Origin of the sequence: Microbacterium sp. JZ37, from assembly GCF_035188445.1 — a bacterium.
In the GTDB taxonomy this organism is placed as follows: domain Bacteria; phylum Actinomycetota; class Actinomycetes; order Actinomycetales; family Microbacteriaceae; genus Microbacterium; species Microbacterium barkeri.
On the sequence record NZ_CP045253.1, the window covers coordinates 741,851 to 756,860 of the forward strand.

16 protein-coding genes and 1 tRNA gene are annotated in these 15,010 nt (G+C 70.9%); 12 read left to right on the forward strand and 5 right to left on the reverse strand.

Annotation, left to right across the window (positions count from 1 at the left end; translation table 11 throughout):
* Positions 1–7 precede the first annotated feature (7 nt).
* Entirely contained in the window at positions 8–616 is a 609-nt protein-coding gene (locus tag GC092_RS03235; protein WP_324014084.1) for a GNAT family N-acetyltransferase, read from the forward strand.
* A 112-nt stretch (positions 617–728) separates the two neighbouring features.
* Complete coding sequence (locus GC092_RS03240) at positions 729–1,523, forward strand: sulfite exporter TauE/SafE family protein (RefSeq protein WP_282979478.1); 795 nt, start codon at positions 729–731, stop codon at positions 1,521–1,523.
* Positions 1,524–1,534: 11 nt separating this feature from the next.
* Here GC092_RS03240 and GC092_RS03245 read toward each other — a convergent pair whose 3' ends face one another.
* The gene (locus tag GC092_RS03245; protein ID WP_282979476.1) at positions 1,535–2,026 is read right to left on the reverse strand and encodes an FBP domain-containing protein; all 492 of its coding nucleotides are present in this window, start codon (positions 2,024–2,026) and stop codon (positions 1,535–1,537) included.
* 334 nt (positions 2,027–2,360) lie between these two features.
* Here GC092_RS03245 and GC092_RS03250 point away from each other — a divergent pair, with 334 nt between their 5' ends.
* Genes GC092_RS03250 through GC092_RS03260 form a run of 3 tightly spaced genes read left to right on the forward strand, consistent with a single transcriptional unit; the run spans position 2,361 to position 4,349 of the window.
* Positions 2,361–2,819, forward strand: a complete 459-nt coding sequence (locus GC092_RS03250) for an FAS1-like dehydratase domain-containing protein (protein WP_282979475.1) — start codon at positions 2,361–2,363, stop codon at positions 2,817–2,819.
* Entirely contained in the window at positions 2,812–3,216 is a 405-nt protein-coding gene (locus GC092_RS03255; protein WP_324014085.1) for a MaoC/PaaZ C-terminal domain-containing protein, read from the forward strand. The genes GC092_RS03250 and GC092_RS03255 overlap by 8 nt, the downstream gene beginning before the upstream one ends.
* The gene (locus tag GC092_RS03260; protein WP_324014086.1) at positions 3,213–4,349 is read left to right on the forward strand and encodes a UDP-N-acetylmuramate dehydrogenase; all 1,137 of its coding nucleotides are present in this window, start codon (positions 3,213–3,215) and stop codon (positions 4,347–4,349) included. Before GC092_RS03255 ends, GC092_RS03260 begins: the two co-directional genes overlap by 4 nt.
* A 118-nt stretch (positions 4,350–4,467) precedes the next feature.
* Here the strand turns inward: GC092_RS03260 and GC092_RS03265 are convergent, their stop codons facing one another.
* The 3 genes from GC092_RS03265 to aceA form a co-directional block, all read right to left on the reverse strand.
* Positions 4,468–5,667, reverse strand: a complete 1,200-nt coding sequence (locus GC092_RS03265; RefSeq protein ID WP_324014087.1) for a pyridoxal phosphate-dependent aminotransferase — start codon at positions 5,665–5,667, stop codon at positions 4,468–4,470.
* 130 nt (positions 5,668–5,797) lie between these two features.
* Positions 5,798–7,456 carry a malate synthase A gene (gene aceB / locus GC092_RS03270; RefSeq protein ID WP_324014088.1) on the reverse strand — a complete coding sequence of 553 codons (1,659 nt, stop codon included), beginning with the start codon at positions 7,454–7,456 and terminating at the stop codon, positions 5,798–5,800.
* A gap of 49 nt (positions 7,457–7,505) precedes the next feature.
* Positions 7,506–8,822 carry an isocitrate lyase gene (gene aceA, locus GC092_RS03275; protein WP_271173645.1) on the reverse strand — a complete coding sequence of 439 codons (1,317 nt, stop codon included), beginning with the start codon at positions 8,820–8,822 and terminating at the stop codon, positions 7,506–7,508.
* Between the two features lie 145 nt (positions 8,823–8,967).
* On the opposite strand from aceA, the gene GC092_RS03280 reads away from it, so the two are divergent.
* The 4 genes from GC092_RS03280 to nusG all read left to right on the forward strand — a co-directional run bounded on the left by GC092_RS03280 (position 8,968) and on the right by nusG (position 12,055).
* Entirely contained in the window at positions 8,968–10,437 is a 1,470-nt protein-coding gene (locus tag GC092_RS03280) for a helix-turn-helix domain-containing protein (RefSeq protein WP_324014089.1), read from the forward strand.
* A gap of 137 nt (positions 10,438–10,574) precedes the next feature.
* Positions 10,575–10,647 (forward strand) — tRNA-Trp (locus tag GC092_RS03285).
* 35 nt (positions 10,648–10,682) lie between these two features.
* Positions 10,683–10,946 carry a preprotein translocase subunit SecE gene (gene secE, locus GC092_RS03290; RefSeq protein ID WP_271173643.1) on the forward strand — a complete coding sequence of 88 codons (264 nt, stop codon included), beginning with the start codon at positions 10,683–10,685 and terminating at the stop codon, positions 10,944–10,946.
* A gap of 98 nt (positions 10,947–11,044) precedes the next feature.
* A complete protein-coding gene (gene nusG / locus GC092_RS03295; RefSeq protein ID WP_271173642.1) occupies positions 11,045–12,055 on the forward strand; it encodes a transcription termination/antitermination protein NusG in 1,011 nt (336 codons plus the stop codon).
* A 56-nt stretch (positions 12,056–12,111) separates the two neighbouring features.
* Here nusG and GC092_RS03300 read toward each other — a convergent pair whose 3' ends face one another.
* Positions 12,112–12,510: a VOC family protein gene (locus tag GC092_RS03300; RefSeq protein WP_324014090.1), complete on the reverse strand. Its 399-nt coding sequence runs from the start codon at positions 12,508–12,510 to the stop codon at positions 12,112–12,114.
* 101 nt (positions 12,511–12,611) lie between these two features.
* Between GC092_RS03300 and GC092_RS03305 the strand changes: the two genes are divergently transcribed.
* The 3 genes from GC092_RS03305 to rplA all read left to right on the forward strand — a co-directional run bounded on the left by GC092_RS03305 (position 12,612) and on the right by rplA (position 14,846).
* Entirely contained in the window at positions 12,612–13,595 is a 984-nt protein-coding gene (locus tag GC092_RS03305; protein WP_324014835.1) for a helix-turn-helix transcriptional regulator, read from the forward strand.
* A 112-nt stretch (positions 13,596–13,707) separates the two neighbouring features.
* Positions 13,708–14,139, forward strand: a complete 432-nt coding sequence (gene rplK / locus GC092_RS03310; RefSeq protein WP_271173641.1) for a 50S ribosomal protein L11 — start codon at positions 13,708–13,710, stop codon at positions 14,137–14,139.
* Positions 14,140–14,153: 14 nt separating this feature from the next.
* Entirely contained in the window at positions 14,154–14,846 is a 693-nt protein-coding gene (rplA, locus tag GC092_RS03315) for a 50S ribosomal protein L1 (protein WP_271173640.1), read from the forward strand.
* Positions 14,847–15,010 lie beyond the last annotated feature (164 nt).

Below are 15,010 nucleotides of genomic sequence, written 5' to 3' on the forward strand. Positions count from 1 at the left end.
GGCGGTCGTGAGCGAACCCGCCGCGCTGATGCGTCCGTACCGTCCCTCCGATCGCGCAGCACTCGGCGAGGTGTGCGTGCGCACCGCCGACGCGGGCGGCGACGCGACCGGCCTCCTCGGCGACGACGCGCTGTGGCCCGAGCTCTTCCTGTATCCGTACGTCGACCGACACCCCGATCTCGCCCTCGTCGTCGAGTCGGGAGGGCGCGCGGCCGGCTACATCGTGTGCGCGCCCGACACGACCGCCTTCGAGACCTGGTTCCGCGATACGTGGTGGCCGCCGCGCGCCGCGCGGTTTCCCGACCCCGGCGATCGTCCGGGGCGCGAAGCCGACCTCCTCCGGTACGCGCATCGCCGGGGCCCCGAGGACCAGCCGCATCTCGCCGCCCATCCCGCGCATCTCCACATCGACCTGCTGCCCGAGCTGCAGGGACAGGGGTGGGGGCGGCGCCTCGTCGAGACGCTGCTCGACGCCCTGCGCGAGCGCGGGGTGCCGGGTGTGCACCTCGCCGCGGATCCCGCGAACACGGGCGCGCTCGCGTTCTACCCGCGCCTGGGGTTCACCCGCGTCGAGAGCGCCCGCGACTCCGCGGTGTTCGTCCGCGCGCTGCGCTGACGCCGCGCGCGGCCCGCGCGTCATCGCCGGAAACATGCCGTTGGTAGCGTGGACGGATGGCTCACGGACGGATGACGAGGGATGGCGCGGTGTCGGCGATCGGGTCGGCGCAGTGACCGAGGTGCGCCGCCGCGGCGCGGGGGCGATCGCGGCGTTCGTCGGGATCGGCGCGCTCGCGGGCTTCCTGTCCGGGCTCTTCGGCGTGGGCGGCGGCACGGTCATCGTCCCCCTGCTCGTGCTCCTCGTCGGCTTCACGCAGCGCCTGGGCGCGGGCACGTCGTCGGCGGCGATCATCCCGACGGCGATCGTCGGCGTCATCTCCTACGCCGTGAACGGCGACGTCGACTGGATCGCGGCGCTGCTGATCGCCGCGGGCGCCGTCTTCGGTGCGCAGATCGGCGTGCGGATGCTCCACGCGCTGTCGGAGCCCGTGCTCCGGTGGATCTTCGTCGGCTTCCTCGTCGTCGTCATGATCAGCCTCTTCCTCATCGTGCCCTCGCGCGACGCCGTGCTCGAGATCGACGTCTGGAGCGGCGCGGGCCTCGTCGTGCTCGGCCTCGTGACCGGCATCGTGTCGGGGCTCATCGGCGTCGGCGGCGGCATCGTCGTCGTGCCCGTCCTCATGCTGCTCTTCGGGATGAGCGACCTCGTCGCGAAGGGCACGTCGCTGCTCATGATGATCCCGACGTCGCTCTCGGGCACCGTGGCGAACATCCGCAAGCACAACGTCGACGTCGCCGCCGCCGTCGGCGTGGGCCTCGCGGCCTGCGCGACCGCGCCGCTCGGCACGTGGGTCGCGAACCTCGTCGACCCGCAGGTCGGCAACATCCTCTTCGCCGTCTTCCTCGTCGTGATCGCGGCGCAGATGGCCCAGAAGGCCATCCGCGCCGCGCGCGCGAAGGGGTGACCCCGGCGGCGTCAGCCCTCGACGCCGAGCGCGCGGATGAACGCCCGGACGTGCTCGCCGAGACGGCGGATGCGCTCGTCGCGCGCCGCCTCGCGGTCGAAGCCCTGGTACGCGAGGGGCGGGAGCTTCCGCACGGCGGCGGGGCACCCGAAGTTCGCGCACACCAGGGTGCCGATCGTGTCGCCCTTGCGGCCGGCGGGGCCCGTCTTGCGCGCCGCGAAGAACTGCACGTCGTTCGGCAGGGTCACGTCCTCGCACCATGAGCACAGGGCGCGGGCGCCCGTGCGCTGCTCGGCCTGGCGCAGGAGCACGCCCACGGGGCGCCCGCCGAGCTCCGCGACGACGTACGCGCGTCGGGGGAGCTTCGGGTCGGCCCAGCCGAGGTAGTCGAGCCGATCGAAGTCGCGCTCGGCGAAGTCGACCGGGAGGGTCAGGTCGGAGACCTCCTTGCGGGAGGCGTTGACGAAGGAGGCGCGGATGTCGCGCTCGGTCAGGGTGTTCATGTCAGGTCCTCGAAGGCGGCCGCGTGCGTGCGCGGCGTCGTGTGTCAGCGGGACTCCGGCCGACGGCGAGACCGCCTGCCGTGCAGGAGGTCTCGCGAGCGGGTCGCGGTCTCGCGGGGGTGGTGAGGTCTCGCGCGGATGGCGAGAGCACGGCACGCCGCAGAAGGGCGCGCCGGAGCGACGGGCCGCGCAGGGGCGCGGCGACCGCTCAGGCTCTGTCGTCGGCGCGAGCGGCGCCGACGACCTCCTCACGCCCGCGACGCGGGCTCACACGATGGGACACGTGCGGCAGTCTACCGACCGCGCCTGGAGGCGGCCTCGTTAGGATGGCCGGGTGCCTGTGAACCCCGAACTGGTCGGACGAGAGTTCCCGCCGACGCCCCCGTATCTGGTGGGTCGCGAGAAGGTGCGCGAGTTCGCGCGCGCCGTCTTCGCCGACGCGCCGCAGCACCGCGACCCGGAGGCCGCGCGCGCGCTCGGCTACGCCGACGTCGTCGCGCCGCCGACCTTCGCGATGGTCGTCCAGGACCACACGCTGCAGCAGCTGCTGGGCGAGCCCGACAGCGGCATCGCGCTCGAGCGGACGATCCACGCCGAGCAGCGCTTCCGCTACACGCGCCCGATCGTCGCGGGCGACGAGCTCACGGCGCAGCTGACCGTCACGGGCATCCGCTCGGTCGGCTCGAACGCCATGATCACGAGCGACGCCGAGATCGTCGACGCCGAGGGGCGCCACGTCGTCACCGCGACGTCGGTCCTGCTCGTCGGGGGAGAGGAGAGCGCGGATGTCTGAGCTCACCGTCGGCGAGGTCGTCGCCGAGCGCACCGTGCACCTCACGCGCGAGTCCCTCGTGCGCTATGCCGGGGCATCCGGCGACTTCAATCCGATCCACTACCGTGACGACGTCGCCCAGTCGGTGGGCCTGCCCGGCGTGCTCGCACACGGCATGCTGACGATGGGCCTCGCGGTCGGCACGATCGCGGAGTGGCTCGGCGACACCGGCCGGATCGCCGAGTACGGCGTGCGCTTCACGCGCCCCGTCGTCGTGGACGCCGAGACCGGCGCCGACGTCTCGGTCGTCGCGAAGGTCGGGCAGATCGCCGACGACACCGTGCGCATCGACCTCACCGTGACGCACGCCGACACGACCGTGCTCGGCAAGGCGCAGGTGCGCGTGCGCCGCGCATGAGCGAGATCGCGCCCATCCCCCTCTCGCAGCTCACGACCCTGCGGGTCGGCGCCGCGCCCGAGCGCATGATCGACGCGCACACGCGCGACGAGCTCGTCGCGGCCCTGCGCGACGTCTGGAGCGACGACGGCGAGTGGATGGTCCTCGGCGGCGGGTCGAACCTGCTCATGGGGGACGAGCCGTTCCCCGGCACGGTCGTCCGCATCCTCACCCGCGGCTTCGAGGTCGTCGGCGGCGCACGCGAGGGCCGCGTCCGGCTGCGCGTCGAGGCCGGCCAGAACTGGGACGAGCTCGTCGCCTGGACGGTCGCGAACGGGCTCGCGGGCATCGAGGCGATGTCGGGCATCCCCGGCACGTCGGGGGCCGCGCCGATCCAGAACGTGGGCGCCTATGGGCAGGAGATCGTCCAGACGCTCGTCGAGGTCGACCTCATCGACGCGTCCACGGGCGAGGTGTCGACGGTGCCGGCCGCCGACCTCGCGCTCGGCCCGCGCACGTCGGTGCTCAAGCGCCACTACGGGTCCGTGCCCGAGCGGGAGGCGGTCATCCTCTCGCTCACGCTCGAGCTCGAGCAGGTCGGCACGGGCGAGCGGCCCATCCGCGATGCGCGGCTGCGCAGCGCCCTCGGCGTCGCGGAGGACGCGGCGGTCTCGCTGGCGTGGGTCCGCGATCACGTCCTCGCGATCCGGGCGTCCAAGGGCATGGTCCTCGACGACCCCGACGCCGACACGCACAGCGCGGGCTCGTTCTTCCAGAACCCGATCCTGCCCGAGTCGGTCGCGCGCACGCTGCCCGACGAGTGCCCGCGGTGGCCCGTCGAGCCGGATCTCGACCCGGTCGTCGTCATCCCGCTCGAGTCCTACGACGGGGCCCTGCCGCGCGTGGTGAGCACACGCGCCGACGTGAAGGTGCCCGCGGCGTGGCTCATCGAGCACTCGGGCATCGAGAAGGGCTTCCGCCTGCCGCGCTCGCGCGCGGGCGTGTCGACCAAGCACGCGCTCGCGCTCACGAACCGCGGCGGCGCCACCGGCGGGGAGGTCGCCGAGCTCGCGCGCTTCATCCGCAGCCGCGTGGCGGCGGAGTTCGGCATCGTGCTGCAGCCCGAGCCCGTCCTCGTGGGTGTCGAGCTGTAGCGCCGTCCCACCCGCACTTCATCGAAACTAGCCCCCGTGGTCGAAACCGGTGCTCGGAGCACCGGTCTCGACGACGGGGGCTAGTCTCGTGGACCGTGGTGGGCCGACCGACGGAGTGTTACGCGAAGAGCTCCTGGAGGCGCCGGACGCCCTCGAGCAGCTGGTCGTCGCCGAGCGCGTACGACAGGCGCAGGTAGCCGCTCGGGCCGAAGGCCTCGCCCGGCACGACGGCGACCTCGGCCTCGTCGAGGATGAAGTCGGCGAGCTCGAGCGACGTCTCGATGCGGCGCCCCTTCCACTCGCGGCCGAGCAGGCCCTGCACGTCGGGGTACGCGTAGAACGCCCCGAGCGGGTTCGGCACGGTGACGCCCTCGATCTTCGCGAGCTCCGAGACGATGAGGCGGCGACGGCGGTCGAACGCCGTGCGGAACTCCTCGACCTCGTCCTGCGGTCCGCTGAGTGCGGTGGTCGCCGCGATCTGCGCGATGTTGTTGACGTTGCTCGTGAGGTGCGACTGGAGGTTCGCGGCGAGCTTGATCGCGTCGGAGGGCCCGACCATCCAGCCCACGCGCCATCCGGTCATGGCGTACGTCTTCGCGACGCCGTTCAGCAGCAGGGTCTGCCCGGCGAGCTCGGGGACGGCCTCGACGATCGACACGGCGCGCGTGCCCTCGTAGACGAGGTTCTGGTAGATCTCGTCGGTGATCACCCAGATGCCGTGCTCGAGCGCCCACTGGCCGATCGCGGCGGTCTCCTCGGCGGTGTAGACCGAGCCGGTGGGGTTGGAGGGCGACACGAACACGAGGACGGTCGTGCGCTCCGTGCGCGCGGCCTCGAGCTGCTCGACGGTGACCTTGTACTCCTGGTCGGCTCCCGCGAAGACCTCGACCGGGACGCCGTCGGCGAGACGGATGGCCTCGGGGTACGTCGTCCAGTACGGCGCGGGCAGGAGCACCTCGTCGCCGGGGTTCACGACGGCCTGGAACGCCTGGTAGACGGCCTGCTTGCCGCCGTTCGTCACGACGATCTGGCTCGGCGACACCTCGAGGCCCGAGTCGCGGAGGGTCTTCGCGGCGATCGCCTCGCGCAGCGGGAGGAGACCCGCGGCGGGGGTGTAGCGGAAGTTCGCCGGGTTGCGGAGCGCCTCGGCCGCCGCGTCCACGACGAACTGCGGCGTCGAGAAGTCGGGCTCGCCGGCGGCATACGAGATGACGGGCTTGCCCTCGGCCTTCAGGGCTTTCGCCTTGGCGTCGACCTTGAGGGTCGCGGATTCGGCGATGGCGGAGAGCTTGCGAGAGAGCGGTGCGCGGTCGGTCACGCCCCCAGCGTAGTCGGCGCGACGCGGGCGCGCCGTTCGCCGAGGGGGCGAAAACTCGGCCGTTCCTTCGCCCTGGTCAAGCCCGTGCGAGCCGGAGGCCCGAGGCTCCGACTCGCACGGGCGCAGGACGTCAGTCCCGCTCGACGAGATGGTCGGCGTAGGCCTTCGTCGTGAGGAAGGCGCGGAACGTCGGGCTCAGGGCCACGTCGCGGAAGACCTCGGCCGCCTCGTCGAAGCGGTCGCCCTCCGAGCGCTCGACCTCGCCGAGCACGCGGTCGACGAGCTCCGACACGTACTCGCGGGTGATCGGCGTGCCCTGCTCGGTGACCTGCTCCTGCCGGATCCACTGCCAGATCTGCGAGCGCGAGATCTCGGCCGTCGCCGCGTCCTCCATGAGGCCGTCGATCGCCACGGCCCCGAGCCCGCGCAGCCAGGCCTCGATGTAGCGGATGGCCACGGACACGTTCCCGTGGACGCCCTCGTCGGTGATCGCGCGCCCGATCCACAGGTTGAGCAGGTGGCGCTCGCGCACCCTGACGTCGTCGCGGGTGCGCTCGAGCTGGTTCGGCCGGTCTCCGAGCACGGCGTCGAACTCCGCCTGGGCGACGGGGATGAGATCGGGGTGCGCGACCCAGGTGCCGTCGAAGCCGTCCGCTGCCTCGCGCTTCTTGTCGGCCGCGACCTTCTCCATCGCCCGCGCATTCGCCTCGGGGTCCCTGCGGTTGGGGATGAACGCGCTCATGCCGCCGATCGCGTACGCGCCGCGCCGGTGGCACGTCTGCACGAGGAGCTCGGTGTAGGCGCGCATGAAGTCGACCGTCATCGTGACCTCGTTCCGGTCGGGCAGCACGAAGCGCGATCCGCGGCCGCGGTAGGTCTTGATGATCGAGAAGATGTAGTCCCAGCGGCCCGCGTTGAGCCCCGCGCAGTGGTCGCGCAGCTCGTAGAGGATCTCCTCCATCTCGAACGCGGCCGGCAGCGTCTCGATCAGCACGGTCGCGCGGATCGTGCCGTGCGGGATGCCGAGGTACTGCTCCGAGAACGAGAAGACGTGGTCCCACAGGCGCGCCTCCTCCGCCGACTCGATCTTCGGCAGGTAGAAGTACGGGCCTGCGCCGCTGGCGATGAGCTGCTCGGCGTTGTGGAAGACGTAGAGGCCGAAGTCGACGAGCGAGCCCGAAGCGGGCATCGTGCGCCCGTGGCGGTCGGTGAAGAGCAGGTGGTGCTCCTCGAGGTGCCAGCCGCGGGGGCGCATCACGATCGTGGGCGTGCGCTCGGCGGTGACCTCGTAGCGGCGGCCGTCCGGGCTCGTGTACGAGAGGTCGCCGCGGATCGCGTCGCGCAGCGACAGCTGCCCGCCGATGACATTGCGCCAGGTCGGGCTCGTCGCGTCCTCCTGGTCGGCGAGCCACACGCGGGCCCCCGAGTTCAGCGCGTTGATCGTCATGCGCGGATCGGTCGGGCCGGTGATCTCGACGCGTCGGTCCTCGAGACCCGGCCCGGGGCCCGCGACGCGCCAGGAGGCGTCTTCGCGGATGCGCGCGGTGTCCTCGCGGAAGCGCGGGTCCCGGCCGTTGCCGATCTCGTAGCCGCGCCGCATCCGATCGGCGAGACGGTCGTAGCGCGCGCCTGCGAAGAGCTCGTGCAGCTGGGCGAGGAACGCGAGCGCCTCGGGGGTGAGGATCTCCTCGAAGCGCTTGTGGAGGCGGCCGGCGACCTCGATCGACGGGGCGGTGCGCGCGCGGTAGCGCTCGTCGGCGGCGGGCGGGGCGATGTCGGTGATGATCATGATGACTCCTGAAGGGAAGAGAAGCGGATGGCCTGAGCCGGGTGCGGCATCAGTGGAACTGCTCGGCCTCGGTGGAGCCGACGAGAGCGAGGGTGGCGCTCGAGGGGTTGAGGGCGGTCGACACGTGGTCGAAGTAGCCGGTGCCGACCTCGCGCTGGTGCTTGGTGGCGGTGTAGCCGTCGGCCTCGGCGGCGAACTCGGCGTCCTGCAGCTCGACGTAGGCCGTCATCGCGCGCTCGGCGTAGCCGCGCGCGAGCTGGTACATCGAGTGGTTGAGGGCGTGGAAGCCGGCGAGGGTGATGAACTGGAACCGGTAGCCGAGCTCGGCGAGCTCCTCCTGGAACGACGCGATCTGGCTGTCGGACAGCGCGCGGTGCCAGTTGAAGCTGGGCGAGCAGTTGTAGGCGAGCATCTTGCCGGGGTGCTCGGCGTGGATCGCCGCCGCGAACTCGCGGGCGAGCTCGATGTCGGGGGTCCCCGTCTCGACCCAGAGCAGGTCGGCGTACGGAGCGTAGGCGAGCCCGCGGGAGATCACCGGCTCGATGCCGTTGCGCACGCGGTAGAAGCCCTCGTCCGTGCGCTCGCCGGTCGTGAACGCGCGGTCGCGCTCGTCGACGTCGCTCGTCAGGAGGTCGGCTGCGAGGGCATCGGTGCGCGCGATCTGGATGGTCGGCACGCCCGCGACGTCGGCCGCGAGCCGCGCGGCGTTGAGCGTGCGGATGTGCTGCTGCGTCGGCACGAGGACCTTGCCCCCGAGGTGCCCGCACTTCTTCTCGCTCGCGAGCTGGTCCTCCCAGTGGATGCCGGCGGCGCCCGCCTGGATCATCGCGTGCGCCAGCTCGTAGGCGTTGAGCGGGCCGCCGAAGCCGGCCTCCGCGTCGGCGACGATCGGGGCGAGCCAGTCGCGGGTCACCTCGCCCTCGGCGTGCTCGAGCTGGTCCTGGCGGAGGAGGGCGTTGTTGATGCGGCGCACGACGGCCGGAACGGAGTTCGCGGGGTAGAGCGACTGGTCGGGATACGTCTGCCCTGAGAGGTTCGCGTCTGCCGCGACCTGCCATCCGGAGAGGTAGATCGCCTTGAGCCCTGCACGGACCTGCTGGACCGCCTGGTTGCCGGTGAGCGCTCCGAGCGCGCGGATGTACTCGTCCGAGTTCAGGCGCTCCCACAGGACCTCCGCGCCGCGGCGGGCGAGGGTCGCCTCCTCGCGGACGGTGCCGCGCAGGCGGATGACGTCCTCGGCCGTGTAGTCGCGCGTGATGCCGTTCCAGCGGGGATCGGCGCTCCACTCGAGGCGGAGCTCCTCGGCCGTCTGGGTCTGGTCGCCCGGGCGGCGACCGGCGGTCGTGTTCTCTTCGGGGGTGCTCATCATCGTGCTCCTCGTGGTGAGCGGCGGGTGCCGCGTGCTGTCGTGAACACAACGATCCGAGAAAGTCGAGCGATTCGGGGAAAGTTCGAGAGGAGAATTTTACGAGATCTTCTGCAGATCGGATGTCCTGTGGCATCATCGGCGCATGGTCGCCGCAGAAGAAGTCGAAGAGGACGGGCCCGACGCGCTCGCCGTGGGGCGCCGCATCCGCCAGCTCCGCGCCGAGCGGGGCATGACGCTCGATGCGCTCGCGGCGTCGGTCGGGCGCGCACCGAGCCAGCTCTCGATGATCGAGAACGGGCGGCGCGAGCCGCGCCTGTCGATGCTGCGCACGATCGCGAGGGCGCTCGGCGTGGGCATCGACGCGCTGCTCGAGGCCGACGCGCTCGACGAGCGGGCGGGCATGGAGATCGCGCTCGAGCGGGCGCTGCGCTCGCCGCGCATGCAGACCCTCGGGATCGAGCCCTTCCGCATCCCCAAGGCCGTCCCCGATGACGTGCTCCGAGCCATCCTCCGCCTGACCGGCGAGATCGACCGCCTGCATGACGAGCGCTCGGCGACGCCCGAGGAGGCGCGCCGCGCGAACGTCGAGCTGCGCCGTCTCATGCGACGGCAGGACAACTACTTCCCGGAGCTCGAGCAGAAGGCGCGCGAGCTCCTCGCGGCGATCGACCACCCGGGAGGGCCGCTCACGCAGCGCGCCGCGAGCGACATCGCGGCGCATCTCGGCTTCACGCTCCACTACGTGCCCGATCTCCCGCAGACCACGCGCAGCGTCGCCGACCTCCGCCACGGGCGGCTCTACCTCTCCGACCGGGTGAGCGGCGATCCGCGCACGGCGGTGCTGCAGGCTCTCGCCAGCCGCGTGCTCGGGCACTCGGCGCCTTCGGACTATCGGGAGTTCCTGCGGCAGCGCGTCGAGCAGAACTACCTGACCGGCGCCCTGCTCATCCCGGAGGATCACGCGGTGCCCGTGCTGCGCGACGCGAAGGCGCGACGCGCGATCTCCATCGAGGACCTCCGCGACGCCTATGCGGTGTCGTACGAGAGCGCAGCCCATCGGTTCACGAACCTCGCGACCCGGCACCTCGACATCCCCGTCCACTTCCTCAAGGTGCACGAGTCGGGCACGATCACGAAGGCCTACGAGAACGACGACGTCAACTTCCCGACCGACCGCCTCGGGTCGATCGAGGGGCAGCTGTGCTGTCGGCTCTGGACGAGCCGCGTCGTCTTCGACGTCGACGATCGGTTCAACCCGTACTACCAGTACACCGACACGGGCAACGGAACCTACTGGTGCACGGCGCGCGTGGAGCATTCGAGCCAGGGCGCGCACTCGGTGAGCGTCGGCGTGCGCTTCGACGACACGAAGTGGTTCGTGGGGCGCGACACGCCACAGCGCGGCGTGTCGCGGCACGCGGTCGAGACCTGCTGTCGGCGTCCGCCCGCCGAGCTCGAGTCCGCGTGGCGGGATGGCGCGTGGCCGAACGTGCGGACGCCGCGCACCCTGCTCGCGACGCTCCCGACCGGCTCCTTCCCGGGGGTCGACACGACCGACGTGTACGCGTTCCTGGAAGCCCACGCTCCGCGCGAGCACGCGGACGCGCGCTGAGCGGACGGCGCGCCTCGGTTCGCGGTGCCCATCGGCATGCCGTATGCTGGATGAAGCAGTGCTCCTCTGCATTCTTCCGCTGTGCCTCGTGCACGACGGCAGTCGGGGAGGGGCATTCCTGAGATCGCACGATCTCTAGGGCGGTAGCTCAATTGGCAGAGCAGCGGTCTCCAAAACCGCAGGTTGCAGGTTCGATTCCTGTCCGCCCTGCGCGTCAGCGACAGCTGACTCACGAAAGGTAACCCATGGCCCACGACGCTTCGGGCGGCGAGATCGTCGCGGCGGCTGGCACGACCGGCGGCAAGAAGGCAGGCTTCTTCGCGCGCATCGTGATCTTCATCCGCCAGGTGATCGCCGAGCTCCGCAAGGTCGTCACTCCCACGCGCAAGGAGCTCCTGAAGTTCACCGCCGTGGTGCTGGGGTTCGTGGTGATCATGATGGCCCTCGTGTACGGCCTGGACTACCTGTTCTCGTGGGTCACGACGGTGGTCTTCGGCGTCCCGAGCTGATCCAGCCGGTCGGATGACGCGCATGCCCTCTCCGCGCCACAATGGAGAGAGCAAGTCTGCGTGACGCCTCTCGGCGTCCGGAACGGAAGAGAAACCACGTGTCTGAGAAGTATGCCGACGACGTCGACCTGGCGACGGCTGCTGAGCAGTCGAGCGAAGAGGACGAGGCCCAGGAGGGCAACGTCCTCGCCGAGGAGGAGCGCTCGAGCTCGTCCGCCGAGCACAACGCCATGCACGTCGAGGGCGACTTCGACGAGGACTCTGACGAGGACATCGACATCGACGACCCGGAGGCCGACGCGATCGTGAACGACGCACTGAACATCGACGAGGCCGCTGAGGTCGAGGCCGCTGCCGAGGTCCTCACGGACTCCGCGGCCGAGGAGGCCGACGAGGCCGCGGCGGCTGCCGCCGAGGAGGTCGCACCGTACGACGGACCCGAGGTCGGCGACGACGCCGACGACGAGGAGTCGGACGCCGAGGACGACCCCTACGAGGCGTTCCGCCGCGAGCTGCGCTCGCTCGAGGGCAAGTGGTACGTCATCCACTCGTACGCGGGCTTCGAGCGCAAGGTGAAGGCCAACATCGAGCAGCGCAAGTCGACGCTCGAGGTCGAGGACGACATCTACCAGGTCGAGGTCCCGATGGAGGACGTCGTCGAGATCAAGAACGGCCAGCGCAAGATGGTCACGCGCGTGCGCATCCCGGGCTACGTGCTCGTGCGCATGGAGCTCAACGAGGACACCTGGTCGGTCGTGCGCCACACGCCGGGCGTCACGGGCTTCGTGGGCAACGCCCACAACCCGACGCCCCTCCGCTTCGAAGAGGCCTTCAACATGCTGAAGCCGCTCGCGGAGCTCAAGGAGGCGCAGGCGCAGGCCGCGAAGGGCGCGTCGAAGAAGGGCCAGGCGGCCCCCGCTCGCGTCATCCCGGCCGAGGTCGACTTCGAGATCGGCGAGACGATCACGATCAAGGAGGGCTCGTTCGCCGGCCTTCCCGGTTCCATCAGCGAGATCAAGCCCGAGAGCGGCAAGCTCACGGTGCTCGTGTCGCTCTTCGAGCGTGAGACGCCCGTCGAGCTCTCGTTCGACCAGGTCACCAAGATCTGACCCGCTTCGCGCGTCGCGAACGCCCCGCCGGCTCCCGCCGGCGGGGCGTTCGCCGTTCAGCGGGCGTGCTGCGCGGCCCAGTGCGGGCTCTGGATCAGGCCGATGAGGTTCCCGAACGGGTCGCTCACCGACGCCGACCACCACCCCTCGCCGCGCTGGACCACGGGGTCGAACGGCGACGCGCCCACCGCCACGAGGCGATCGACCTCGCCGCGGATGTCGTCGACGTGCACGCTCGCGAGCGCGCCTCCCGGCTGGGGGAGGACGGGGCGGAAGCGCGCGTCCATGACGGCGAACTCGTCGTCGTCGTCGCCGAAGCGCCACTCCGCATACTGCGTGGGCCCCTCCTCGGGGCGGACGAAGTACGGCGGCGTGCCGAAGACGGCGGTGTACCACGCGACGGCTGCGCTCATGTCGTCGGCGACGACGTTGAGCTGGGCGAGACCACGGAACATGATGTCCTCCTCGATCGGGGCTGATTCCCCTATGCTCGTCGGTGAAGTGATCACCTTCTGATCACTTCAGAAACGGGGTCCACATCCGCGCCGACCGGCTCATCCAGGCGCTCCTCCTGCTGCAGGGGCGCGTGCAGATCACCGCGGCGGAGCTCGCGGCGGAGCTCGAGGTCTCTGTGCCGACCGCGCGGCGCGATCTCGAGGCGCTTGCGATGGCGGGGGTGCCGATCTACCCCACCCGCGGCCGCGGCGGCGGCTGGCGGCTCATCGGCGGTGCTCGCACCGACCTCACCGGCCTGACCGAGGGGGAGGTGACGGCGCTGGTCATCGCCGTGACGCAGTCCAGCTCTCCTTCGGCGGAGCGGACAGCGGCCATCCGCAAGCTCGTGCAGGCCGCGCCTGCCCCGTTCCGCGAGGGAGCGCAGCTCGTCGCCGCCGCGACCGTGCGGGACCTGCCGTGGGGCGAGCGCGACGACGGACGCACGCGGTCCGCGGTCGCGGAGCTGCAGCGGGCGATCGCACGACGTCGCCTTGTGTGGCTTGTGTATGGGAGCGCGTCGGCGGGGGAGCACCTCGACCTCGTGCCCCTTCTCGTCGGGAGCCGCGGCGCGAACTGGTATCTGCTCGCCGCCCCGTGCCTCCCGGGGGAGACGACAGCCGATGAGGACCGTCTGCGCACCTACCGCGTCGACCGGATGCGCGAGCTGCACGCGATCGAGGAGCCCGGTGCGGCTCCCGCGGGATTCGATCCCGCGGAGGCCTGGACGCGGATGACGGAGCGGGTCGAGCGTCTGCGCGGCGAGGTGCGAGCCATCGTGCGCGTGCAGCCGTGGGCCGTGAAGGCGCTCTGCGACCGCTTCGGAGTGCAGGCTGCCCCGCGGGAACCAGGGGCCGAGGGCGGGAGCGCACTCGTCGAGGTCGGCGCGCAGAGCGCGGATGCCCTGGCTGAGCAGCTCGCCGGGTGGGCAGACGTCGCGGAGGTGATCGAGCCGGATGACGTGCGTCGGGCTCTGCGACGACTGGGCGAGCGACTCCTCGCGCGATACGCGGACGAGGGCGATGCAGCCGGCTCTGCGATCCGGTAGACTTGTGTGGTTTGCGTGCGCTTTCGCGCGCGCCGACACACCGCCATCCGGATCCGCCGGATGCGCGGGAGAGCGGATGCATCCGGCATCCACTCGATGAGAGGAAGAGGAAATGGCACCGAAGAAGAAGGTGACCGGCCTGATCAAGCTTCAGATCAACGCCGGTGCAGCCAACCCGGCGCCGCCGATCGGACCCGCCCTGGGTCAGCACGGCGTCAACATCATGGAGTTCTGCAAGGCGTACAACGCGGCGACCGAGTCGCAGCGCGGCAACGTCATCCCCGTGGAGATCACCGTCTACGAGGACCGCAGCTTCACGTTCGTGCTGAAGACTCCGCCGGCAGCCGAGCTCATCAAGAAGGCGGCTGGCGTCGCCAAGGGCTCGTCCACGCCGCACACGGTCAAGGTCGCGAAGCTCACCAAGGAGCAGGTCGCCGAGATCGCCAAGACGAAGCAGCCCGACCTCAACGCGAACGACCTCGAGGCCGCCTCGAAGATCATCGCCGGCACCGCCCGCTCCATGGGCATCACGGTCGAGGACTGAGGGGGATAACGAACATGGCTACCAAGTCCAAGGCTTACCAGTCCGCCGCCGAGAAGATCGAGGCCGGCAAGTTCTACACGCCCGCTGAGGCCGTCGCGCTCGCGAAGGAGACGGGCTCGAAGAAGTTCGACTCGACCGTCGAGGTCGCGCTCAAGCTCTCGGTCGACCCGCGCAAGGCGGACCAGATGGTCCGCGGCACGGTCATCCTGCCGCACGGCACGGGCAAGACCGCCCGCGTCATCGTCTTCGCCAACGGCCCGGCCGCCGAGGCCGCCATCGCCGCCGGTGCGGACGAGGTCGGCGGCGCCGAGCTCATCGAGAAGGTCGCCGCCGGCTGGACCGACTTCGACGCGGCTGTCGCCGTGCCGGAGCTCATGGGCCAGGTCGGTCGACTCGGCAAGGTGCTCGGCCCCCGTGGCCTCATGCCCAACCCGAAGACCGGCACCGTCACGCCCAACACGGCCAAGGCCGTCGAGGAGATCAAGGGCGGCAAGATCGAGTTCCGCGTCGACAAGCACGCCAACGTGCACTTCGTCGTCGGCAAGGCCTCGTTCTCGGCCGAGCAGCTGAACGAGAACATCGGCGCAGCGCTCGAGGAGATCGTCCGCCTCAAGCCGTCGAGCTCGAAGGGCCGCTACATCCAGAAGGGCGCGGTGTCGACCACGTTCGGCCCCGGCATCCCGCTGGACGTCAACGCGATCGCGTAACACGCCCATCCTGCGAAGGCCCCGTCTCCGGACGGGGCCTTCGTCGTCTCCAGCCCCGGACGCACGTGGGTGTCCGGCCCCCAGCCTGAGGGCTATGCGCGCCGCGTATTTCATGCAACTCTGGAATATCGCGAATACCGATATCCGTACAGGCAGCACCACGA

Coding starts and splice junctions, on each gene's coding strand:
- GC092_RS03245 (WP_282979476.1), bottom strand. CDS start 2,026: ATGAACACCCTGACCGAGCGCGACATCCGCGCCTCCTTCGTCAACGCC.
- GC092_RS03255 (WP_324014085.1), top strand. CDS start 2,812: ATGTCTGAGCTCACCGTCGGCGAGGTCGTCGCCGAGCGCACCGTGCAC.
- GC092_RS03260 (WP_324014086.1), top strand. CDS start 3,213: ATGAGCGAGATCGCGCCCATCCCCCTCTCGCAGCTCACGACCCTGCGG.
- aceB (WP_324014088.1), bottom strand. CDS start 7,456: ATGATCATCACCGACATCGCCCCGCCCGCCGCCGACGAGCGCTACCGC.
- aceA (WP_271173645.1), bottom strand. CDS start 8,822: ATGAGCACCCCCGAAGAGAACACGACCGCCGGTCGCCGCCCGGGCGAC.
- GC092_RS03280 (WP_324014089.1), top strand. CDS start 8,968: ATGGTCGCCGCAGAAGAAGTCGAAGAGGACGGGCCCGACGCGCTCGCC.
- secE (WP_271173643.1), top strand. CDS start 10,683: ATGGCCCACGACGCTTCGGGCGGCGAGATCGTCGCGGCGGCTGGCACG.
- GC092_RS03300 (WP_324014090.1), bottom strand. CDS start 12,510: ATGTTCCGTGGTCTCGCCCAGCTCAACGTCGTCGCCGACGACATGAGC.
- rplK (WP_271173641.1), top strand. CDS start 13,708: ATGGCACCGAAGAAGAAGGTGACCGGCCTGATCAAGCTTCAGATCAAC.
- rplA (WP_271173640.1), top strand. CDS start 14,154: ATGGCTACCAAGTCCAAGGCTTACCAGTCCGCCGCCGAGAAGATCGAG.